The organism is Nocardiopsis sp. YSL2, from assembly GCF_030555055.1.
Classification (GTDB): Bacteria; Actinomycetota; Actinomycetes; order Streptosporangiales; family Streptosporangiaceae; genus Nocardiopsis.
Map to the genome: position 1 here is coordinate 2,093,270 of NZ_JAMOAO010000001.1, position 20,559 is coordinate 2,113,828.

Genomic DNA, 20,559 nt, shown 5'->3' on the forward strand with positions numbered 1-20,559 from the left:
TTCTTGTGCGGTGTCGCGTGTGCGGTCGGTGCGTGGGTCGGGACGCTGGGGTCCCAGGTGCGGGGGTCCGGGCCGCCGTTCTCAACGAGCCGTTCCCGACGCCGTCAGGCGGCGTCCGAGGAGGTAGGCCTCGCATCCGGCACAGAAGCCGAACGCGGCGTTGAGGAAGGCGGCGAAGAGGGCGAGGGCGGTCGCGGCGACGCCGAGCCACTGCGGGCCCGCCAGGTATCCGGCGAGTCCCAGAGCGGCGAAGGCGAGTCCCACTCCCTGTGCGAACCGGGGCGGCCGGGGGTCCTCGGTCTCCTCGGGCGGGCCGAGCCTGGGGCGCACGAGGGTGGAGAACACCAGCGCGTAGGGCGAGTACCGGACTCCCACGACCACCGCGATACCGAACACCAAGGCCTGGAATCCGAGGATCCGGGGATCTCCGGTGGCCAGGGCCGCAGCCAGTACGAGGGTGGTCAGGGCGGCGGCGAAGCGCTGCCCTCGGGGGTCGACCTGCATGGTGTGATGTCCCCAGTCGCGTGCACGGAATAGGCCAGTCGCACGGAGGAGGCGAGGGCTCGCGAGCCCGTCCGCCCTAAGGACACAGACAGAGCGCGGCGGCGACGCGGCAGAAGTCCACTGCCCGTCGCTTCGTCAGATACGCGCTCGTCAAGGAAGTCACGTCTAGACGCTACAGGCCCCGCCGCGTGTTTGTCACTGGTGTGCTGGATCACATCACTTCACGTTCGCGCCGGTCGCGACACCGCCGGGGCCGCTGCGGGCCGCCCTACGGGACGGCCTGCCCGAGGGCGGCGATGACGTCGGCCTTGCGCGGCTGGCCGCTCGCCCTCCTGGTGACCCGACCCGAGGCGTCCAGGACCAGGACGGTGGGCGTGCGCATGATGTCCAGGCGGCGGACCAGGTCGAGCCTGGCCTCGGCGTCCACCTCCACGTGGGCCACGCCCCCGACCATCGCCGCGACCTCGTCGAGGATGCGGCGGGTGGCCCGGCAGGGCTGGCAGAAGGCGGTGGAGAACTGCACCAGGGTGGCGCGCTCCCCCAGGTCGGCTTCGATGTCCCGTGCCGTGAGCACGTCGCCGGAGGCGGGCGCGGCCGTGCCTCCGTCGGGGATGTCCTCGTGGGCGGTCATCGTCTCCTCCTCTCCCGGGTTCCGGGCGCCGCTCGCGGGCGCAGGCGCGGGCGCGGCGCCGGGGCGCGGCCCCCGCGCGGTGTGCTCGCGGAAGCGCCCCCGGCCCCGCCGCCAGGCGAGGCCGACGGCGGTGGCCGCGAGCAGGGTCACCGCGAGGACGACGAGACCGGCCGTGTCCATCTAGGCGGCCTCGGAGCCCATCAGGGGAACGTCCTGGCCGGTGCCGGTGATCCGCACACCGCTCGAGACGTTCTCCATCTCCGTCACCGTGAGCCCGAAGGGGAGTTCGGGGGCCTCGACGCTGAAGGTGAGCATGTCGGAGACCAGGCCGCTCACGTCGATCGGGGCACCGCTGACCTCGATGTCGACCGGGGTGACGGTGACGGTGCCGCCGTCCACCTCGAACTCGCCGGCCGCGCTGACGGAGGTGCTCACGCCCAGCTCCGGGATGGCCAGCTCACCGGTGATGCGGGGCTCGCCGTTCTCGGTGGTGATGGTGACGCCCTCGGGCAGGTGGGGGTTGAAGTAGGAGTAGGGGACGACGAACGAGCCGTCGACCCGCCCGGCGACCACGGACGGTTCGCTGACGAGGTCGGACAGCGGCGCCTCGACCCCCGACGCGGTCGCCTCGATCTGCTCCAGCGTGACCCCGCGGACGGTCGCGCTGTCCGCGGTGATGGTGATCTCCGAGTAGGTGCCGCCGACCGCCTGCGGCAGGAACGCCCAGCCGCCGATGGCCACGTCCGGCTGCTCGGACGTCTGCATCTGCTGGGCCACCCGTTCGGCGACCGTGCGCTCGGCGAAACCGCGCAGCGCGATGTCGGCCCCCACCACGACGATCACCAGGAGGATCAGGAAGACGACGAGAAACTTACGCATCTGGATCCCAGCACACTTTCTTTCGCTCCGGCGCGCCTCGCGGCTGGGTCTTCCGGCCGGTCCAGGTCACACGCCATCGGCACCCGACGGGTGCCGGTCATGACAAACCCAAAGGGAAGGGTACTTCAACCGGGGTTCGACTCCACCGGTTCCGGATGGGTTCCACGACTCCGGGCAAAGTCACCGGTTCGAGACATCCCGCCATCCGATGAGACGGAGGCGGTCGCGGGGGACGCGGGCGCGGACCGCGGTCCCGCGGTCCCGTGGGATGCCCCCTAGTGGGGCATGAGCATGGCCGCGAGGCCGTCGCTGGCCGCCGCGCCCGACAGGGACAGTTCGATCACGTTGGTGGCGACCACGAAGGCGGCACCGCGCCGGGCGAACTCCATCACGTGCGGCTGGCGCTCGTGCTCCTCCCGGGCGAGTTCGTCGCGGTACATCGCGTAGACGATGCGCTGGAGGGGCGCGCTGGGCACGGTGTGGCAGGCGAACATCAGGGTGTCCGGCTCGTGCTCGGCCACGTGGGCCACGACGGCGTTGGCGAGCTGGTCGAAGCCCGGACCCTGGCCCTCGGCGAGGGTGTAGATCGTGATGACGCCGCGGCCGCGCGGCGGTGCGGCCTCCCGGACGGGCGCTCCGCCCCGGTGGTCGGCGTAGGGGTCGGCGTTGCGACGCTTGCGGCGCACGGGCTCCTCCATGGACGCGGCGGGTTCCGCGTCCGCGTCGTCGTCGTAGTCATCGTCGTCGTAGTCGTCGTAACCGTCGAAGTCGTCATAGTCGTCGTAGTCGTCCTCCGAACCGCGCCGGGGCCGGGCGGTCAGCGCGCAGGCGCCCCACAGCGCGGCGACGGAGCCGAGCATCAGCACCGGTCCGCCCGGCCCGAGCCCCAGGCGCCCCACGGCCACGGCGAGCACCAGCGACAACGTGATCAGGCCCAGTACGGACAGATCCGCGGTCAGGTCTCCGGCACGGCGCCGGGCGACCGCGATCAGGGCGACGACCAGGAAGACCACGGCCACCGCCTGGGCGCCGTTGACGAGCACGCGCGGAATGAGGTCGTAGTGGTCGGCGAGCCCGGGGAACGAGGCGCCGAACCTGCCGCTCAAACGGTCGACGCCCAACACGACCAGGGGCACGATCGTGAACGCGGTGACGAACAGGCGGGAGGTGAAGCGGCCCTGGAACGACCGGACGCCGTATTCGAGGGCGCCCCAGCCCAGATAGAGCGGGCCGACGAGGCTGATACCGATCTGCAACAGGCGGAAGGTGAGATCGCCGAAGTCGAACATCGCCCCGAGAACGGCCGCGCTGAGCCCGACCGTCATACCCAGTGCGGCGATCAGCCAAGCGACGGAGGCCACACTGGGACGGCGTTGGGCGTACGCGGCCAGCGCGGCGGTGGCGCTCCAGCCCACCAACGCGCTCATGAATGCCAGTCCTACCGTCACCATCCCGACAATGATGCTGCACTCTGACGGGTGGATGTGCACCCCATACAGGATCTAGGGGACAGTCTCGGAGCCGATCCCGCAGACTGTGGCGCGAACCCGCAGTTCGGGATGTGACTTTCCTCACCTGAATTCCGGCCGCATCCCTGTGACCGCACACGACCCGCGCGTGGCCTTAGTCTCGCAATCAGGGCGTGTTCCACGGACGCCGCCCCACGCCAGCGGCAGGCCGGCGCCCGGCCGGACCTGTCCGCGGAGCGCGCACCCCCGGGCGGAACGGCCAGCCGACGGACCGCCCCCATCCGAGCCAGGAGACGACCGTGCCTCACGACACCGTGCCCCCGTCGACGAAGGGCGCCGCCTTCTTCGACGTGGACAACACCCTCATGCGGGGCGCGTCCATCTACCACTTCGCCCGTGGTCTGGCCTCCCGCGACCTGTTCACCACCCGCGACCTCCTGCGCTTCGCGTGGGGCCAGACGGTCTTCCGGGTCACCGGGAGCGAACAGCCCGAGCACATCGACGCCGCCCGCGAGGCCGCGCTGGCCTTCGTCGCGGGCCACGGCGTGAGCGACCTCGTCAGGCTGTGCGAGGAGATCTACGACGACACCATGGCGGACCGCATCTGGGAGGGCACCCGCGCGCTCGTCCAGGCGCACCTGGACGCCGGACGGCCGGTGTGGCTGGTCACGGCCACGCCCGTGGAGCTGGCGCAGATCATCCGGCGGCGCCTCGGCCTGACCGGCGCGCTGGGCACCGAGGCGGAGAACCTGGACGGGGTGTACACGGGCCGGCTCAACGGCGACCTGCTGCACGGCCCGGCCAAGGCGGTGGCCGTGCGCGCGCTCGCCCGGCGCGAGGGCTGGGACCTGGATTCGTGTTCGGCCTACAGCGACTCGTCCAACGACCTGCCGCTGCTGTCCCTCGTCGGGGATCCGCACGCGGTCAACCCGGACGGCGACCTGCGCCGGTACGCGCGCACGCACGGGTGGCCCGTACACGACTTCAGACGGCACCGGACGGCGTTGAAGGTGGCCGTGCCCGCAGCCATGGCGGGCGCCGTCGCCGGAGCGGTGGCGATGCGGGCGATCAGGCACCGCCGGACGGCGGGAGCGGTCTGAGCGGCCGCTCACGGCCATGGAGGCGGCACGGGAGCGAGGGCGTGCCAGGAAGGGCCGCGGCGGTGTGTTCGGCGTCTGAGGAGGTCTGACGGGCCGCGCAGGGCTCCGGCGCGGCTCCGGGGAGCGCGGACGGTTCCGGAGAGAACGGGTCAGCGGCCCAGCGTGGCCCGGGCGAGGGCGAGGACGTGGACGGGTCGGAGTCCGGCGCCCCGGGTGGGGGCGGCCTGGGCACGGCTGCCGACGAAGGTCTCGAACGCCTGCGGTGAGCTGTAGGAGGGGGACCAGTCCAGCGCCTTCTCCAACGGCGCGGTGTCCATCCCGGTGGCGAGCCGACCGGCGCTCACGGCCCGCGTGCTGCTCGCGTAGTCGATACGGCCGTGCTTGGCCATGCTCCGCAGGACCTTCAGGCCCCGGGCGGGCACCGGCAGGCGCTGGCCGCCGACCCGGCGCAGGCAGTCCGACAGCGGCACCGAGTCGGCGCCCGCGACGTCGAAGTGGCCGGTCTCGTCGCTGAGGGCCATGCGGACCAGGGCTTCGGCCGCGTCGTCCTCGTGTACGAACCGGACGTTGGGGTCCCTGCCGAGCACGGTGGGCACGAAGCGTGCACCGAGGTAACGGGTCAGCGGGGTGTCGACCGAGGGGCCGATGAGGTTGGCCAGGCGCAGCACCGCCACGGACACGTCCGGGCGGCGGCGCTGGAGGCCGAGTGTGTCGCGCTCGACCTCGGCGGCGTCGTCGGAGTCCAGGCTGGCGCTGGAGCGCACCACGACCCGCTGGACGCGGGGCGAGCGCTGCGCGGCCGCGAGCACCCGCATGGTCCCCAGGAGCGTGTCCTCCCGGTGGGGTGCGCGCGCGGTGTCCAGGCCCAGGTGCAGAATGACCTCCGCCCCCGAGTCGGCGACGATCTGCCCGAGGCTCTCGTCGTGCAGGTCCACGTGGACGTACTCGACCCCGCGCGGCGCGTCACCGCCCCCGACGGACGCCCGCGGCGCGGAGTCCGCTCGCGGCGGCGGGGAGGAGTCGGCACCGATGACCCGGCGCACACCGGGCTCCGCGCTCAGGGCCTGGGCGACCCCGGCGGCCAAAGGGCTGGAGACACCGGTGACGAGGACGACACGAGCCATGGCGACACGTTCCTTGGGAAGACGGAAAGTCAGATCCGGACGGCCCGCGGACCGTTCACCGTGAAGGTGAATCGGCTGCCGCGACCCGTGAGACACAACGGTGCCCCACCCAGAAAATTCCATAGTGGTGGCAAACGCCACGCAAGGAGGAAGGTGTCTCCGCGTCGGGGACGAGCCCTGAAGCACGCCCACGCCCGCGGAGAGACGACATCGGCCGCGACCGGTCTACTTCTTGTTGCGACGCGCCACACGCGTGCGCTTGAGCAGCTTGCGGTGCTTCTTCTTCGCCATCCGCTTGCGACGCTTCTTGATGACGGAACCCATGGGATCACCTTCTCGCTGACGATGCGTACGGACATGCCGAACCGCTGGCGGTGAGCACCGGCAGGGGTTCGGATGCGACTGCTGGGGCCGCCGGGCACCGGCGCGTACGGAGCACGCGCGGACGCCGGGCGAGCCGGGGCGGACCCCGGGGAGGCCGACGTTGGAAACGCACGCCTACCGCACCCGAGGGCCCAGCTTACCGTGACGGGTGTGCGGTCCGGGTCACGCCCCGGGGACCGCCGGCCCGCCGACGTACAGGGCGGCTGCCGGTTCGGCGTAGCTGACACTGGCCAGGCGATGATCGGCGAAGGTCAGCGACGTCACACTCGCCAGATTGCATTCGCGCCGGTCAGGGCGGTGCCACAGCCGCCTCGCCTCGGCCGCGCGGCGGGCCGTCCAGATGGGCAGCTGGTGGCTCACGCACACCGCCTCCCGGCCCCAGGCGGCCCGACGGGCGGTCTTGATCGCCGACACCATCCGCGCGAGGATCTCGGTGTAGGGCTCGCCCCAGGACGGCAGGAACGGGTTGTAGAGCCGCCTGAGCACGCGCGGGTCGCGTGCCGAGCGCGCCGACAGGGACATCCCCTGGAACCTGTTGCCCGCCTCGATGAGGCGTTCGTCCAGGGTGACCGGCAGGTCCAGCGTCTTCTGGAGCGGAACCGCGGTCTCCTGTGTGCGGTCCAGCGGCGAGGAGAACAGTGCGGCGACGTCGTGCCCCTCGAACCACTCGGCGGCCGTCTCGGCCATGCGCTGGCCGCGGTCGCTCAGGTGGTAGTCGGGGAGCCTGCCGTACAGGACCTTGTCCGGGTTGTACACCTCGCCGTGCCTGAGCAGGTGCACGACGGTGGTCGTGGTCATCGTGGTCGTCCTTGTCTCGGTGTCGGGGCGGGTCAGCCCTGCGCCTCGGCGGCCGCCCGGGCCGCCCGTGGCAGGGCCGAGACCACCTGGTCGATGGCCGCGTCGTCGTGCGCCGCGGAGAAGAACCACGCCTCGAAGGCCGCGGGAGGAAGGTACACGCCCTGGTCGAGCATGGCGTGGAAGAACGCCGAGAAGACCGCCGTGTCGGTGGTACGGGCGCTGTCGAAGTCGGTCACCTCCCGGTCGGTGAAGAACACCGTGAAGAGGTTGCCGCCGCCCTGGACCCGGTGGACGACTCCGGCGGCGCTGAGCGCCTTGGAGACCTCGGCCTCGACCTGCGCGGAGACGCGGTCGATGTGGGCGTAGACCTCGGGGGTGGCACCGCGCAGCGTGGCGAGTCCGGCCGCCGTGGCCAGCGGGTTCCCGGAGAGGGTGCCCGCCTGGTAGACGGGGCCGTCCGGCGCGAGGCGGTCCATGATCTCGGCACGGCCGCCGAACGCGGCGGCGGGCAGGCCGCCGCCCATGACCTTGCCGAAGGTCATGAGGTCGGGGGCGACCTCCTCCAGGCCGAACCAGCCGGAGGCGGAGACGCGGAAGCCGGTGAGGACCTCGTCGAGGATCAGCAGGGCGCCGTTGGCGTGCGCGATCTCCTTGAGGCGGGCGTTGAATCCGGCCTTGGGCGGGACGACGCCCATGTTCGCGGGGCAGGCCTCGGCGATGACGCACGCGATGTCCTCGCCGTGCTCGGCGAAGGCGCGCTCGACGGCCTCGGGGTCGTTGTAGGGGAGCACGAGGGTGTCGGCGGCGCTGGCGCCGGTCACGCCCGGGGAGTCGGGGAGCGCGAAGGTGGCCAGGCCGGACCCGGCGGCGGCCAGGAGGGCGTCGACGTGGCCGTGGTAGTTGCCCGCGAACTTGACGATCTTGCTGCGCCCGGTGTAGCCGCGGGCGAGGCGGATCGCGGACATGGTCGCCTCGGTACCGGAATTGACCAGGCGGACCTTCTCCACGGGGGTGCGTGCCACGATCAGCTCGGCGAGTTCGACCTCGCCCCGCGTCGGCGCGCCGTAGGAGGTCCCGGCGTCGACCGCGTGGTGGAGGGCGGACACGACCGGGGGCGCGGCGTGGCCGAGGATCAGCGGCCCCCAGGAGCACACGAGGTCGACGTACCGGTGTCCCTCGGTGTCGGTGAGGTAGGGGCCCTCACCCTTGACGAAGAAGGGCGGGGTGCCGCCGACGGCGCCGAAGGCGCGCACGGGCGAGTTCACACCACCGGGGACGACGTCGGTGGCCCGACGGAAGAGCTCTGCGGAAGTCTGTTGAGTACCCACGTCAACCAGTGTGTCAGCTGCGTCCTCCGACCTGACCGTGACCCGCCCCGCACCGGACGCTCGGCCAGGGCTCTGAGCGGCGGTTCAGTCACGGAGGATGACCTCCAGGAGCCGGTGGACCCCTGTGCTGGGATCCGTGCCCGCGGGCAGCCGGGCCGCACGTTCGCGGGCGTCCTTGAGCCCGTGGGCGAAGTCCTTGAAGTGGGTGCGGCCCTTGTCCCAGCCGGGAACGAGTCGCTTGAGTACCCTTTCCGCCTTGGCGCCGGACTCGAGGGCCGCGCGATGGTCCGCGACGTGGAGGATGAGCCAGGACTCGAAGGTCGGGGTGGAGGGAGCCGTGTGGACCCCGTCTCGCTCGGCGGCGCCGACCAGTTCGGTCACGTCGCGGCCGTCGGTGTCGAAGACCGCCCAGACCTCCGTGTACTCGTCACGCGCAGCCTGGGCCGCTCCCCTGACGACCACCTGGCTCTGGGGGTGTTTGGACCTGCGCACATGCACGACGTGCACCCGAACGTCCGGGTGGCGCTTCATGGTGTCGAAATAGCGCTTCTCCGTCTCACCCTCGCAGACGATCAGGTAGACGCGCTGTTCCTCCCGATGGGGCCGGCGGCGCCGAAGGTCTGTCTCCTTCTCACGCTTGCGACGCTTGCTCACCGGGCTGCTTCCTCCGGCTTCTGTTCCCGCTTGCGAAGGGCGTCGCGGAACAACTCATCGTCCACGTCCGGAACGGCGCCGTAGCGGCCCGTGAGGTAGCGGCGGGCGCGGTTGTCGTCAGCTCGGGGTTTGAAGTCACTGAGCGGGTAGAGCGAGGTCCGTCCCTCGGCGTCCTTGTCCACGAACCAGATGTGGTCGCGCTTGAGGACCTCTTGACCGCGGACACGTCCGAGGAGGCTCGCGTCATGGCTGGTGAAGATCAGTTGCGCACCCTTGGGGTTCTGCTCCTCGTCCTGGAACAGGGCGATGACCCGCGCGGAGAGATAGGGGTGGAGACTGGCGTCGATCTCGTCGATGGCGAGCACTCCTCCGGACTCCAATACCCGTTGGGCCTCGAACCCGACAGTGGCAAGCGCCCTCGTACCCAGAGACTCCTCTTCCCAGAGCAGAGGACGCGCTGACCCATCGCCTAGATGGTGGAAGACGATGGACCCGCCACGGTCCTTGAGCCACAGGGCCAGCGTGCCGCTACGGGCAACACCCGCTTCGGCAGACGAGCTCCTCTCGGCTCCGCCACCAGCACTCGTCATGGAGAGGTCCGGGGCGTCCAGGTCTGGCGCCGCCCTCCATCGACTCATCCGTTCCAGGACCGGATCCGGCACTGGATCGCGCCGCTTCAACTCCACGTCCTGGATGCCGGTGTCCGCTGATGTCAGAAGTCGGCTCAGGGTCCGCAGGCGCTCCGCGGACACAGCCCCGCTCCTCACCCATGCGGGCGGTTCGGGGCGCCGTTCCTCCGCGAACACGAGGCCTTCCGAGAACCACTGGTACACCGCCTCCACCGCTTCCTGCTCGGCGCGGGCGGCGACGGTGAGGAAGAGGACGTTGCGCGCGGTGATGGACTCGACCTGCCGAAGGTTCGCGGGAGTGGCTCCCCCGAAGGAGAAGTGACCGCCCTCGCGCTCGAACAGGACGCGTCTGCGCTGCCTGGGGTAGCTGTACAGCCATTCCTCGGCCACCTGGTCGTCGTCGATGGCGAACCCGTAGGTGTACCGGACTCCCCCGAGTCGAAGGTCGACCACGAACGTGGACGGCTCGCCTTCCGACTCAGCGTCGAGGGCGAAGGGGTGCCGCCGCATACCGGAGCCGGGTTCGTTCTCCCGCATCGACCAGCGAACGGTGTCGCGCATGAACGAGAGGGCATCCAGGACGTTCGACTTGCCGGAGGCGTTGGCGCCGAAGATCCCGGCGACGGTGGTCGCCTCCCAATCGGCTTGCTGAGGACGAGCGTCGTCGTAGCCGGGGGTGAGGAGGAGTTGCTGCTCGTCACGGATGGACTTGTGGTTCTCCACGCGGAAACTCAACAGCATATCGATCCCCTCCCCCGAAGATCAGCGGCCTGACCGCCATCCGTGTGGAAAAACCGCACCACCCCAGCATGCCACGCACGCGTGGCCACGAACAGTCGTGCCCTGCTCTGGGACGGGGCGGGGCACGCGGTTCGGGTGCGGGCCAGACGGAGGTGAGGGCGCGCTCGTGCTCGTGCGTGTCGCCGGGTCGACCGGCCCTGCCGGAGCGGACGAGGGGGCGCAGGCGTTCGGTGGCGGCGAGGCGTTCGACGAGCAGGGTGATCGGGCGGGCCGAAGCGAGCGACACCAGGGTGGCGACCAGGGCACCGGCCAGGTGACTGGACTCCCATGGATTCGTGAACGAGACGTTCCTCATCCTGTCACCCGAAGGGGACCGCCGAGGCCGGAAAACCGCGCATGCCGACGAAGGGGACACGCCGCCCCGACGACAGGGGGTGGAGTGACCGGTCAGTAGTTTGGGGGCGACCACCTGTCTTCCCACCCATCGGAGCTGCCATGACCACGGCCTTCACCACGGCGGACCTCATCGACGACCACGGCGACACCCTGCGCAGCTGCTCGACGCAGTTCCGTCAGCTGGGCGGCCGTGCCCGCTTCCGCGGGCCCATCCGGACCGTCAAGTGCCACGAGGACAACGGGCTGGTCAAGAAGGTCCTCAACTCCCCCGGTGCAGGCGCCGTCCTGGTCGTGGACGGCGGCGGCTCCCTGCGCAGCGCCCTGATGGGCGACATGATCGCCGAGTCCGCGGTGGCCAACGGATGGGCGGGCGTGATCATCAACGGCGCCGTGCGCGACACCGTCGCCCTGGCCGGGCTCGACCTCGGCGTCAAGGCTCTGGGCTCCAACCCGCGCAAGTCCGTCAAGGACGGCGCCGGGCAGGCGGACGTGACCGTCACCTTCGGCGACGTCGCCTTCGTCCCCGGCGAGTGGCTCTACAGCGACGAGGACGGGATCGTCGTCAACGCCACCGAGATCTGACCGGGACCGGCGGAGGACCCGCCGTCGCGCGGAGCCGCTTGGCGCGACGGGGCTCCCGTGGCGGCGCGGAGGGTCGGCGATCGCCCGGTGGCCGCGCCGGGCGCCCCGGCGATGTCGGAGGAGATCGCCGAGCAGGTCCGCGACCTGCTCACCAAGGGCGCCATGGGCGGCTGGTTCATCCTCACGACGAACGACTGCCGCGGCACGTACGAGAAGCTGCGCGCCCAGGGCGTGGAGTTCACCGAGGAACCGACCGAACGCCCCTACGGCATCGACTGCGCGCTGCGCGACCCGTTCGGCAACCGGCTGCGCATCACCCAGGTCAAGGGCTGAGGCCCACCCGCCGGACCCCCGGCCTGAGCGTCAGCTCCGGTGGGGGAACTCCTCGCTGGCGTCGGACAGGACGTCCAGCACCGCGATGGGGTCGGGCAGCGGCACGGCGCCGTCCTCGTCGCGTGGCGCCCGGATCCAGGTGACCCGGCCTCCGGACGGCAGCGCCGAGGGGGCGCCGGGCACGAAGCTGTCGCGGCAGTGCCACCGCAGTCCGGGCGTCTCCTCCACCGACTCCGGGACGGTGTCCAGGTGGCAGGACCACCACTCGTCCTCGTCCACCGGGGACCGGGTCGCCACGAAGAACAGGTAGCGGGAGGACTCCACCGCCGCGACCGGCCCCGCCGGGACGCCGGAGCGGCCCATCCGTGCCAGGGCCATCACGCCGGCCTCGCGGGGCACGTCGAAGACGTCGAAGACCCGGCCGGTCGGCAGGATCACGTTCGCGTCGGGGGTGGCGGTCCACCAGCGGCGGATCCGGTCGGGGTCGGTGCTGGCCTCCACACCCCACGCCATCGTCACCGGGTGCGCCGCCGGATCCGGGCAGCCCATCCGGTCGCACGTGCACGCGCGGTCCTGGCCGGGCGCGGCGCCCCGCACCACCGGCCATCCCAGCCGCGCGTAGCGCAGTGCTGACTCCAGCATGCTGTCCGCCGCATGCCGTCGCTTCCGTCGGTACAGGACGTCGGCCATGGAACCCCCGGTGCTCGTGTGTAGATCCAGGCGCGGCCGACGTCTCCCGCCCCCCGCCCGGCGACCGCGACCGGGACGAAAGGCCTGGTCGTGCTACCTCAGCAGGCGCGCCGCCTCGGTCGCCCAGTAGGTGAGGATCTGCTCGGCGCCCGCCCGGCGGTAGGAGGTGAGGGTCTCCACGATCGCCCGCTCCCGGTCCAGCCAGCCCTTCTCGGCCGCGGCCTCGATCATCGCGTACTCTCCGCTGACCTGATAGGCCGACACGGGGACCGGTGAGGTCTCGGCGACCCTGGCCACGATGTCGAGGTAGGCCAGACCCGGTTTGACCATCACCATGTCGGCTCCCTCGGCCACGTCCAGCGCCACCTCGCGCAGCGCCTCGCGGACGTTGGCGGGGTCCTGCTGGTAGCCGGAGCGGTCGCCGAACTGCGGCGCCCCCTCGGCCGCCTCGCGGAAGGGCCCGTAGAACACCGACGCGTACTTGGCCGCGTAGGCCAGGATCGGCACCTGGGCGAAGCCGGCGCCGTCCAGCCCGCGGCGGATCGCCGCGACCTGGCCGTCCATCATGCCGCTGGGCGCCACGACGGCGGCGCCCGCCTCGGCCTGGGCGGCCGCGACGGCCGCGTACCGCTCCAGGGTGAGGTCGTTGTCCACGTGGCCGTCGGCCTCCAGCGGCCCGCAGTGGCCGTGCGAGGTGTACTCGCACAGGCACAGGTCCGCCATGACCACCAGCTCGTCGCCGACGTCCGCGGCCAGGTCGCGCAGCGCCACCTGCACGACCCCGTCCGGGTCGTCGGCGCCCGATCCGCGCTCGTCCTTGTGCTCGGGGATCCCGAACAGCATCACGCCGCCCACACCGGCCCGGGCCGCCTCCTGGGCGGCCTTGCGCAGGCTGTCGCGGGTGTGCTGCACCTGGCCGGGCATGGAGGAGATCGGCACCGGTTCGGTGAGGCCCTCCTTGACGAACATCGGCAGGACGAGGTTCTCCGGCCGCACCCGCGTCTCGGCGACCAGACGGCGCAGGGCCGCTCCGCGGCGCAGACGGCGCGGCCGAACGGCGGGGAAGGCGGCGTCGGAGGCGGTCAATTCGGGCTCCTCATGGCGGTGGCGGGTGGTGCCTGGGCGGTACTGCGCCGGAGGCGTCGGTCGAGGGTGGTGGCGGGCAACGGGTGGGCGGCGTCAGACCTTGCGGCGACGGCCCCGGCGCTTCTGGCTCGGCTTGAGGACGGGCTTGCCCGCCTCGACGGCCTCCCTGCGCTTGGCGGCACCGTACTCCGAAAGCGCCTCGGCCAGGGCCGAAACCGACGGCTTCGGTGCCACGACGTCGACACGCAGGCCGAACTCGATCGCGGTCTTCTCGGTCTCGGGGCCGATGACCGCGATGGCGGTGGTGTTGTGCGGCTTGCCCGCGATGCCCACGAGGTTGCGCACCGTGGAGGACGACGTGAACAGCACCGCATCGAAACCACCTCCCTTGATGGCCTCTCGGACAGGCGCGGGCGGAGGCGCCGCGCGCACCGTGCGGTAGGCGGTGACGTCGTCGACCTCCCACCCCCGCTCGTCCAGTCCGGCCGCGAGGGTCTCGGTGGCGATGTCGGCGCGCGGGAGCAGCACGCGCTCGATGGGGTCGATCTCGGCGTCGTAGGGCGGCCACACCGACACCAGGCCCGCGCTGGACTGGGCGTCCTCGGGCGGCTCCAGGTCGGGCTGGATGCCGAAGTCCCGGACGGCCCTGGCGGTGGCCTCGCCGACGACGGCGACCTTGACCCCGGCGAAGGCCCGCGCGTCCAGGCCGTAGGACTCCAGGCGCTCACGGATGGCCCGGACCGCGTTGGTGGAGGTGAAGGCGACCCACTGGTAGCGGCCGGTGACCAGTCCGCGGACGGCGCGTTCCATCTGCTGCGGGGTGCGCGGCGGCTCCACGGAGATGGTCGGCACCTCCTCGGGCACCGCGCCGTAGCCGCGGAGCTGGTCGGACAGGGCCGCGGCCTGCTCCTTGGTCCGGGGCACGAGCACGCGCCAGCCGAACAGGGGGCGGGTCTCGTACCAGGACAGCTCGGACTGGCGCGCCACCGGCGCCCCGACGACCATCAGGGCCGGGGCGGTCACGTGGTGGCCCTTGGCGTCCTTGGACTTGAGCTCGGCGACCAGTCGCGCCAGGGTCGAGGTGACCGTCGTCTGACGGGTGGTGCCGCCTGCGCGCACGACCGCGACGGGCGTGGCCGGGGGGCGTCCGCCGGCGATGAGGGTCTTGCACATGACGTCGAAGCCGGGGCCCTGGTGGCCGGGCTCCTCGCCGGGGGGCGCGTCCGCGCCGAGGATCACCAGCGCCGCGTCACTGGCGGCGGCCTCGTGCCAGTCGACCTCGGCTCCGCCGTGCGGCCGGGCGTTGAGCAGCCGTACCTCGGGGCCCTCGCCCAGCAGCGGGATCCCGGCGAAGGTCGGCACCGCGGTGACCGCGGAGACGCCCGGGGCGACCTCGACCTCCACGTCCGCCTGCCGGCAGGCGGCCACCAGGTCGGCGCCGCGGCAGCCGAAGAACGGGTCGCCCGAGTACAGGCGCACCACCCGGCGGCCCTCACGGGCCTGGGTGACGGCCAGAGCGTTGATGTCGCCGCCGCATTCGGCGGCCTCGATCACGGACACGTCCTCGGAGCAGTGCGCCAGGAGCTCGGTACGGAAGGCGGCCAGCTCCTCGGCCGCGGGCTCGCGGAGGGTGATGACCACGTCGGCGCGGCGCAGCAGTTCGGCACCGCGCAACGTCAGCAGGTCGGCGCCGCCGGGTCCGGTGCCGACCAGGGCGACGTGCCCGGGGCGCGGGGCGGGGCGCGACTCCTCCGGACGGGGGATGGCGTTGGCGTTCACGTACTGGCTCCTCGGGTGTGGGTCGCCTGTGCCCCGGTGCGCGGGACCGGGGCGGTGACGGCTGGGCGGCGGCCACGTCGGCGCCCCGCCCGTGTGGTTCCTAGGGTGTGTCCCTTTCCGCGAAGGCCGCGGCGACGATGCGGTCGGCGCCCTCGCCGATCATCTCGCGGGCCAGGTCCCGGCCGAGCGCGACGGCCGCGTCCAGGTCGTGGGCGGAGGCGAGCTCGGTCGTGCGGTCGCCCCGGACGGCGGCGGTGCCGTCGGTGGCGACCACGGCGGCGCGCAGGCGCAGCCGGCCCTCGGTGTACTCGGCGAAGGCGCCGACGGGGGCGGCGCAGCCGCCCTCCAGCACGGACAGCACGGTGCGCTCGGCGACGACGGCCACGCGGGTGGGCGCGTGGTCGACGGCGGCCAGGTAGCCCAGGTCGTCCTCGCTGCGCTTGACCGTGCACTCCACGGCCAGGGCGCCCTGGCCCGGCGCAGGCAGCATGCGGTCGGCGTCGAACACGTCGGTGACGGCGTCCCTGCGGCCCACCCGGCCGAGTCCGGCGTAGGCGAGGACGACGGCGTCCAGCTCACCGGAGGCCACCTTGCCCAGGCGCGTCTCGGCGTTGCCGCGGATGGGCACGTAGACCAGGTCCGGGCGCAGGGCGGCGAGCTGGGCGACGCGGCGCGGGGAGCCGGTGCCGATCCTGGCTCCGGCGGGCAGCCGCTCGAACGTGAGGCCGTCGCGGGCGCACAGGGCGTCGCGGGGGTCGTCGCGTTCGGGGATGGCGGCCAGGACGAGGCCGTCGGCGGGGACGGTCGGCAGGTCCTTGAGGGAGTGGACGGCGAAGTCGATCGTGCCCGCCACGAGCTCGTCGCGCAGGGCGTTGACGAACACGCCCGTGCCGCCGAGCTGGGTCAGGTGCGCCTTGGTGACGTCGCCGAAGCTCGTGATGAGCTCCAGCTCGATCGGGTGCCCGGTGCGCTCGGTGATCGCGTCGGCGACCATCCGGGACTGGGTGGTGGCCATGGTGCTGCGGCGGGTGCCGAGCCTGGCCGGGGTGCCGCCGGCGGGATTCGCGGTCATACCTGCTCCTGTGCGGCCTCGGCCGCGGTGGTGGGACGCGCGGACGGGGACAGGGCCTCGGGCGTCTTGGGGTCGAGGTCGAAGAGTTCGCGCAGCGCGGCCTCGTAGGACTCGCCGTCGGGTGCGGCGGCCAGCTCCTTGACCCGCACCGTCGGCCGGTGCAGGAGCTTGTCCGCGACGCGGCGCATGGCCCGGGTGATCTCCTCACGGGCGCGGTCGTCGAGGTCGGCGGGCAGACGCCCGTGCAGCCGGGACAGCTCGGCCTCGACGACGCCCTTGGCCTGGGCGCGCAGGGCGACGACGGTGGGGGTGACCTCGTTGGCGCGGCGGACCGTGCGGAACTCGGTGACCTCCTCGTCGACGATCTCGCGGACGACGGTGAGGGCGCCGGAGCGTCCGGCCTCGCGGTCGCGTGCGGCGGCCGTGGCCTGGCGCAGGGCCTCGATGTCGACCAGGTCCACGTGCGGGAGGTCGCGCACGGCGGTGTCGATGTCGTGGGGCAGGGCCAGGTCGAGGAAGACCAGGGGGGTGGTGCGGGCGGGGCTGGCGGCGGCCACGTCGTCGGCGGTCAGGACGAGGCCCTGGGCTCCGGTGCAGGAGATGACGAGGTCGACCTCGGGCAGGACACGGGCCGCGTCGGAGAAGGCGACGGCGCGGGATCCGACCGTGTCGTAGGCCTCGGTCAGGCACTCGGCCAGGCGGGCGGCGCGCTCCATGGTGCGGTTGGCGACGATGACCGTCCGTGCGCCCTGGCGGGCCACGGTGTTCGCGGACAGGGCGCTCATCGAGCCGGCGCCCAGGACGAGGACGCGCAGTCCGGCGAGCGGTCCGGCGGCGGCCTTGCCGGGGCCGTCGGGAGCACCGGGGCCGTCGGCGGCGGCCGGGGCCTGTGGCGCCGTGCCCTCGGCGCCGGACATGGGGCAGGCCGCGGGCGGGACGGCTCCGGCCACGGGGGTGGTCTGGCCGACCGTGGGCGCCGGCCCGGCGTCGGTCGGCCGCGGCCGCAGGTGGGCGAGGGCGTGTTCCAGGCCGAAGCTGACCATGTCGGCGCCGGCGTGGTCCAGGTGGGTCTCGGTGTGGGCGCGCTTGCCGACCCGCAGGGCGCGCTGGCCCAGGTCGTTGAGGACGCGGCCGACCGTTCCGGTCGCCTGGCCGAGTTTGAGGGCGTCGCGGACCTGGCCCAGGATCTGGCCCTCGCCGACGACCATCGAGTCGAGGCCGCAGGTGACGGAGAACAGGTGCTGGACCGCGCGGTCCTCGTAGTGCACGTAGAGGTGGTCGGCCAGCTCGCCGAGGGTGACGCCGGTGTGCCACGACAGGAGTTCGGAGATGGCCGCGACGCCTCCGTGGAAGGCGGAGACGTCGGCGTAGACCTCGGTCCGGTTGCACGTGGAGACGACCATCGCCTCGTTGACGGACTCGGACGCGACCATCTCGCCGACCGCCCTGGTCCGGGTCTCACCGTTCAGAGCGACGCGCTCGAGCAGCGCCACCGGCGAACTCCGGTGGCTCAACCCCACGGCCAGGACACTCATCCGCATTCTCCTACGCAGGCACCACAGCGCCCCCATGACGCTGCGTCTCTATGCTCGGGCACGGTCTCCGTCACGGCGGGGCGGCCCCCGCTTGCTCCGGCTCGCGCACGTCGCGCCGCCCGGGCCCCGTCGCCTGGGTGCGTCGTTCTCACGTCAGTTCCAGCCCCGCCCGGTCCATACTCCGGCCGCTACCGCCGTCGGCCCTGCGCTGGGCGTGGAAGGCGAGGATCTGGAGTTCGATGGACAAGTCGACCTTACGCACATCGACTCCGTCCGGCACATTCAGCACGACCGGTGCGAAGTTGAGGATGCTGGTCACCCCGGCCTCGACGAAGCGGCTCGCCACGCCCTGCGCGGAGGTGGCCGGTGTGGCGATGACCCCGATCGACACGCCCTTCGACCTGACAACGTCCTCCAGGTTGTCAATATGCCTGACGTCGAGCGACGCCACGGTCTTCCCGACCACGGCGGGGTCGGCGTCCAGCAGGCCCGCGATACGGAACCCGCGCGTGCCGAACCCCCCGTAGTTGGCCAGAGCGCGGCCCAGGTTGCCGATCCCGACGATGGCGACCGACCAGTCCTGGGTGAGACCAAGCTCACGTGAGATCTGGTACACGAGGTACTCGACTTCGTAGCCGACCCCCCGCGTGCCGTAGGAGCCGAGGTGGGAGAGGTCCTTACGGAGCTTGGCGGAGTTCACACCGGCGATCGAGGCGAGGTCCTCCGAGGAGACCGTGAGCGTGCCACGGTCCTGGAGCGCCTGCAGGGCGCGCAGGTAGACGGGGAGCCGGGCGACGGTGGCCTCGGGAATTCCCCTCTCCCGGGGCCGGGGTGGGCGGCGTGTCACAGGCGGGCGCTCCTGGGGGAGGTCGGTTCGAACGGGGCCGGTACATGCGCGGCGCACCGTGAGGGCCGGTGACGCCGCGCCTCCCGGTCGCTCATAGATTACGTGCTTGTGAAAGCGCGCACAAAGTGGGGTCGTGTGTGACGTGGGAACCAGAATTTCTCATCAATGGCATCCGAAGCCACAATCCGGAAACACGACTTCACATCTCCCGATGAGGGACAGAACGCACATCCGTGTCGCGGATTCTCCGCGCGCGTTCACCCGGGGGCCGCGTCCGCCGCGCACGCACGACGGGCTCACGCCTCCAGAGCCGCGCGCAACCGCGCCTCGCCGACCCGCCAGAAGTCGTGCTGCCGACCGTCGACGAAGGTCACGGGGATCTTGTCCCAGTACTCCTCCCGGTCGGCCGCGCCCACCCCGTTCAGGTCGACCTCGGCCCTGCTGACCCCGAGCTGGTCCGTCACCCGCTCCACCACGGTCCACGCGTCCTCGCACAAGTGGCAGCCGGGCTTGCCCAGCATCACCACGCGCGCCCGCCCCGCCCACTCGGGGGTTTCACTCATGTTTCCTCCCGGTTCCCATCACTTGTCGGAACCCTCACCCGCCGGCGAACGGCGGTAGGACCTCGATCACAGTCCCACCGGTCACCGCGACCTCGCCGTGCGGCCTCCTGCCGACCGGGCGCTCGTCCACCAGAAGCGACGAAGCCCTGAGTACCCGCAGGAACCGGTCGTCGGGATGGAGCAGACACGCGGCGTCGAGCGCCGCTCCGAGGGTGTCGGCATCGACCAGGTCCTCGGCGGTTCCCGCCGCTTCCTTGGCCGCTGCCCAGTACCTGATAGTGCACTTCGCCATCTATTGATTATCCTTGGTGTTGCTCGGAGGCGACGTATTAAACAAATCTTCACCGGGGGCAAAGGCGCCTTCGATCGTCCGCACAGCGCGGGATGACGAGAAGAGACGCATGAGCCATCTGCTGCTACTGACGAACTCGAACGAACCGTCTGACCACGTACTACCTGCCCTGGGACTCCTCCTGCACTCCGTGCGGGTGGCCCCCGCGGAGGCGGGAGCACTCCTGGCGTCCGGTGCGACCGGGAACTCCAACGCGCCCGTCGACGCCATTCTGGTCGATGCGCGGACCGACCTGGCAACCGCCCGAAACTTCTGCCGCCTGCTGGACACCACGGGACTGGACTGCCCGCTGCTGGTCGTCCTGACCGAGGGCGGTGTCGCCGCCCTCACGCCCGACTGGCAGGTCGACGACTTCATCCTGGCCACCGCCGGACCCGCGGAGGTCGAGGCGCGGCTGCGCCTGGCCGTCGGTTCGGCCGAGGCCGGGACCGACGACCCCGACGAGATCCGCCGGGGCGACCTCGTCATCGACGAGGCCACCTACATCGCCCGCCTGCGCGGCCGGATCCTGGACCTGACCTTCAAGGAGTTCGAACTGCTCAAGTTCCTGGCCCAGCACCCGGGCCGGGTGTTCACCCGTGCCCAGCTGCTCCAGGAGGTGTGGGGCTACGACTACTTCGGCGGCACCCGCACCATCGACGTCCACGTGCGGCGTCTGCGCGCCAAGCTCGGCTCGGAGTACGAGTCGCTGATCGGCACCGTGCGCAACGTCGGCTACCGGTTCGTCCCCGACCCGGTCGCCAAGGCGCCGCAGTCCTCGCCGGAGGCCGCCGAGCAGCTTCCGGCCGCCCGGGCCTCGGAGCCCAGCACGCAGTAGGAGAGCGGTGCCGTGGCACGCTCCTCCGCCGCGACACACGCCATGAGCACCGGGGCGCCGCGCACTCGCGCGAGGCGCCCCGGACTCGTTTCTTTGGCTCTCTCCGGCTCCGTCCACTCTTCGCGCAGTCCCACCGGCGGGTCACGGAGCCCCCGGCGGGCCCGGCCCCGGGCGCCGACGGCGGAGGTCACGCCTGTGTCCCTCCTTGGTGACGACCTCGAACCGCACCCTGTGCAGGGGTCGTGTAACCGAGCGAGAACGCCTAG

22 protein-coding genes and 1 pseudogene are annotated in these 20,559 nt (G+C 72.0%); 4 read left to right on the top strand and 19 right to left on the bottom strand.

Annotated elements, in window-relative coordinates; translation table 11 throughout:
* Nucleotides 1-81: 81 nt before the first annotated feature.
* From M1P99_RS09035 to M1P99_RS09050, 5 genes are all read right to left on the bottom strand, one after another.
* The gene (locus tag M1P99_RS09035; RefSeq protein WP_304452205.1) at nt 82-504 is read right to left on the bottom strand and encodes a DUF4395 domain-containing protein; all 423 of its coding nucleotides are present in this window, start codon (nt 502-504) and stop codon (nt 82-84) included.
* A gap of 76 nt (nt 505-580) precedes the next feature.
* Complete coding sequence (locus M1P99_RS28625; RefSeq protein ID WP_352983320.1) at nt 581-667, bottom strand: putative leader peptide; 87 nt, start codon at nt 665-667, stop codon at nt 581-583.
* A 105-nt stretch (nt 668-772) separates the two neighbouring features.
* Entirely contained in the window at nt 773-1,135 is a 363-nt protein-coding gene (locus M1P99_RS09040) for a thioredoxin family protein (protein WP_304455639.1), read from the bottom strand.
* 180 nt (nt 1,136-1,315) lie between these two features.
* A complete protein-coding gene (locus M1P99_RS09045; protein WP_304452206.1) occupies nt 1,316-2,014 on the bottom strand; it encodes a DUF2993 domain-containing protein in 699 nt (232 codons plus the stop codon).
* Nucleotides 2,015-2,289: 275 nt separating this feature from the next.
* The gene (locus tag M1P99_RS09050) at nt 2,290-3,441 is read right to left on the bottom strand and encodes a putative quinol monooxygenase (RefSeq protein ID WP_304452207.1); all 1,152 of its coding nucleotides are present in this window, start codon (nt 3,439-3,441) and stop codon (nt 2,290-2,292) included.
* Nucleotides 3,442-3,782: 341 nt separating this feature from the next.
* Between M1P99_RS09050 and M1P99_RS09055 the strand changes: the two genes are divergently transcribed.
* Complete coding sequence (locus M1P99_RS09055) at nt 3,783-4,583, top strand: HAD family phosphatase (protein WP_304452208.1); 801 nt, start codon at nt 3,783-3,785, stop codon at nt 4,581-4,583.
* A 149-nt stretch (nt 4,584-4,732) separates the two neighbouring features.
* On the opposite strand, the gene M1P99_RS09060 is transcribed toward M1P99_RS09055, so the two are convergent.
* From M1P99_RS09060 to M1P99_RS09085, 6 genes are all read right to left on the bottom strand, one after another.
* Nucleotides 4,733-5,707 (bottom strand): NAD-dependent epimerase/dehydratase family protein, encoded by a 975-nt coding sequence (locus tag M1P99_RS09060; RefSeq protein ID WP_304452209.1) that lies wholly within the window; start codon nt 5,705-5,707, stop codon nt 4,733-4,735.
* A 225-nt stretch (nt 5,708-5,932) separates the two neighbouring features.
* A complete protein-coding gene (locus M1P99_RS09065; RefSeq protein ID WP_013155353.1) occupies nt 5,933-6,031 on the bottom strand; it encodes a 30S ribosomal protein bS22 in 99 nt (32 codons plus the stop codon).
* A gap of 222 nt (nt 6,032-6,253) precedes the next feature.
* Nucleotides 6,254-6,889, bottom strand: coding sequence for a histidine phosphatase family protein (locus M1P99_RS09070; protein ID WP_304452210.1), 636 nt, complete (start codon nt 6,887-6,889; stop codon nt 6,254-6,256).
* A gap of 32 nt (nt 6,890-6,921) precedes the next feature.
* On the bottom strand, nt 6,922-8,217 hold the full coding sequence (gene hemL / locus M1P99_RS09075; RefSeq protein ID WP_304452211.1) for a glutamate-1-semialdehyde 2,1-aminomutase: 1,296 nt from the start codon (nt 8,215-8,217) through the stop codon (nt 6,922-6,924).
* An 84-nt stretch (nt 8,218-8,301) separates the two neighbouring features.
* A complete protein-coding gene (locus tag M1P99_RS09080) occupies nt 8,302-8,871 on the bottom strand; it encodes an RloB family protein (protein ID WP_304452212.1) in 570 nt (189 codons plus the stop codon).
* Nucleotides 8,868-10,241 carry an ATP/GTP-binding protein gene (locus M1P99_RS09085; RefSeq protein WP_304452213.1) on the bottom strand — a complete coding sequence of 458 codons (1,374 nt, stop codon included), beginning with the start codon at nt 10,239-10,241 and terminating at the stop codon, nt 8,868-8,870. Before M1P99_RS09085 ends, M1P99_RS09080 begins: the two co-directional genes overlap by 4 nt.
* 495 nt (nt 10,242-10,736) lie before the next feature.
* Here M1P99_RS09085 and rraA point away from each other — a divergent pair, with 495 nt between their 5' ends.
* Together rraA and M1P99_RS09095 are read left to right on the top strand one after the other, a co-directional pair.
* Complete coding sequence (gene rraA, locus M1P99_RS09090; RefSeq protein WP_304452214.1) at nt 10,737-11,219, top strand: ribonuclease E activity regulator RraA; 483 nt, start codon at nt 10,737-10,739, stop codon at nt 11,217-11,219.
* 54 nt (nt 11,220-11,273) lie between these two features.
* Nucleotides 11,274-11,552, top strand: a pseudogene (locus tag M1P99_RS09095) (VOC family protein); the annotation flags it as partial.
* 30 nt (nt 11,553-11,582) lie between these two features.
* Here M1P99_RS09095 and M1P99_RS09100 read toward each other — a convergent pair.
* The 8 genes from M1P99_RS09100 to M1P99_RS09135 all read right to left on the bottom strand — a co-directional run bounded on the left by M1P99_RS09100 (nt 11,583) and on the right by M1P99_RS09135 (nt 19,416).
* Nucleotides 11,583-12,194, bottom strand: coding sequence for a bifunctional DNA primase/polymerase (locus tag M1P99_RS09100; protein ID WP_304452216.1), 612 nt, complete (start codon nt 12,192-12,194; stop codon nt 11,583-11,585).
* A 141-nt stretch (nt 12,195-12,335) separates the two neighbouring features.
* Nucleotides 12,336-13,328, bottom strand: a complete 993-nt coding sequence (gene hemB / locus M1P99_RS09105) for a porphobilinogen synthase (protein ID WP_304452217.1) — start codon at nt 13,326-13,328, stop codon at nt 12,336-12,338.
* Between the two features lie 93 nt (nt 13,329-13,421).
* Complete coding sequence (locus M1P99_RS09110; RefSeq protein WP_304452218.1) at nt 13,422-15,107, bottom strand: bifunctional uroporphyrinogen-III C-methyltransferase/uroporphyrinogen-III synthase; 1,686 nt, start codon at nt 15,105-15,107, stop codon at nt 13,422-13,424.
* A 100-nt stretch (nt 15,108-15,207) separates the two neighbouring features.
* Nucleotides 15,208-16,179 (bottom strand): hydroxymethylbilane synthase, encoded by a 972-nt coding sequence (gene hemC, locus M1P99_RS09115; protein ID WP_304452219.1) that lies wholly within the window; start codon nt 16,177-16,179, stop codon nt 15,208-15,210.
* Nucleotides 16,176-17,714, bottom strand: a complete 1,539-nt coding sequence (locus M1P99_RS09120) for a glutamyl-tRNA reductase (RefSeq protein WP_304452220.1) — start codon at nt 17,712-17,714, stop codon at nt 16,176-16,178. The genes hemC and M1P99_RS09120 overlap by 4 nt, the downstream gene beginning before the upstream one ends.
* 148 nt (nt 17,715-17,862) lie before the next feature.
* The gene (locus tag M1P99_RS09125) at nt 17,863-18,561 is read right to left on the bottom strand and encodes a redox-sensing transcriptional repressor Rex (protein ID WP_304452221.1); all 699 of its coding nucleotides are present in this window, start codon (nt 18,559-18,561) and stop codon (nt 17,863-17,865) included.
* Between the two features lie 296 nt (nt 18,562-18,857).
* Nucleotides 18,858-19,124, bottom strand: a complete 267-nt coding sequence (locus M1P99_RS09130) for a glutaredoxin family protein (RefSeq protein ID WP_304452222.1) — start codon at nt 19,122-19,124, stop codon at nt 18,858-18,860.
* Nucleotides 19,125-19,158: 34 nt separating this feature from the next.
* Nucleotides 19,159-19,416, bottom strand: coding sequence for a MoaD/ThiS family protein (locus M1P99_RS09135; protein WP_304452223.1), 258 nt, complete (start codon nt 19,414-19,416; stop codon nt 19,159-19,161).
* Nucleotides 19,417-19,525: 109 nt separating this feature from the next.
* On the opposite strand from M1P99_RS09135, the gene M1P99_RS09140 reads away from it, so the two are divergent.
* A complete protein-coding gene (locus tag M1P99_RS09140; protein ID WP_304452224.1) occupies nt 19,526-20,293 on the top strand; it encodes a response regulator transcription factor in 768 nt (255 codons plus the stop codon).
* The last annotated feature ends 266 nt before the right edge of the window (nt 20,294-20,559 follow it).

What these genes read in the sequence shown, in the direction of transcription:
- M1P99_RS09130 (WP_304452222.1), bottom strand. Translation starts at nt 19,124, where the DNA reads ATGAGTGAAACCCCCGAGTGGGCGGGGCGGGCGCGCGTGGTGATGCTG.
- M1P99_RS09035 (WP_304452205.1), bottom strand. Translation starts at nt 504, where the DNA reads ATGCAGGTCGACCCCCGAGGGCAGCGCTTCGCCGCCGCCCTGACCACC.
- M1P99_RS09135 (WP_304452223.1), bottom strand. Translation starts at nt 19,416, where the DNA reads ATGGCGAAGTGCACTATCAGGTACTGGGCAGCGGCCAAGGAAGCGGCG.
- hemC (WP_304452219.1), bottom strand. Translation starts at nt 16,179, where the DNA reads ATGACCGCGAATCCCGCCGGCGGCACCCCGGCCAGGCTCGGCACCCGC.
- M1P99_RS09085 (WP_304452213.1), bottom strand. Translation starts at nt 10,241, where the DNA reads ATGCTGTTGAGTTTCCGCGTGGAGAACCACAAGTCCATCCGTGACGAG.
- M1P99_RS09065 (WP_013155353.1), bottom strand. Translation starts at nt 6,031, where the DNA reads ATGGGTTCCGTCATCAAGAAGCGTCGCAAGCGGATGGCGAAGAAGAAG.
- M1P99_RS09060 (WP_304452209.1), bottom strand. Translation starts at nt 5,707, where the DNA reads ATGGCTCGTGTCGTCCTCGTCACCGGTGTCTCCAGCCCTTTGGCCGCC.
- M1P99_RS09100 (WP_304452216.1), bottom strand. Translation starts at nt 12,194, where the DNA reads ATGCTGGAGTCAGCACTGCGCTACGCGCGGCTGGGATGGCCGGTGGTG.
- M1P99_RS09070 (WP_304452210.1), bottom strand. Translation starts at nt 6,889, where the DNA reads ATGACCACGACCACCGTCGTGCACCTGCTCAGGCACGGCGAGGTGTAC.
- M1P99_RS09040 (WP_304455639.1), bottom strand. Translation starts at nt 1,135, where the DNA reads ATGACCGCCCACGAGGACATCCCCGACGGAGGCACGGCCGCGCCCGCC.
- M1P99_RS09140 (WP_304452224.1), top strand. Translation starts at nt 19,526, where the DNA reads ATGAGCCATCTGCTGCTACTGACGAACTCGAACGAACCGTCTGACCAC.
- M1P99_RS09120 (WP_304452220.1), bottom strand. Translation starts at nt 17,714, where the DNA reads ATGAGTGTCCTGGCCGTGGGGTTGAGCCACCGGAGTTCGCCGGTGGCG.
- M1P99_RS09045 (WP_304452206.1), bottom strand. Translation starts at nt 2,014, where the DNA reads ATGCGTAAGTTTCTCGTCGTCTTCCTGATCCTCCTGGTGATCGTCGTG.
- rraA (WP_304452214.1), top strand. Translation starts at nt 10,737, where the DNA reads ATGACCACGGCCTTCACCACGGCGGACCTCATCGACGACCACGGCGAC.
- M1P99_RS09050 (WP_304452207.1), bottom strand. Translation starts at nt 3,441, where the DNA reads ATGAGCGCGTTGGTGGGCTGGAGCGCCACCGCCGCGCTGGCCGCGTAC.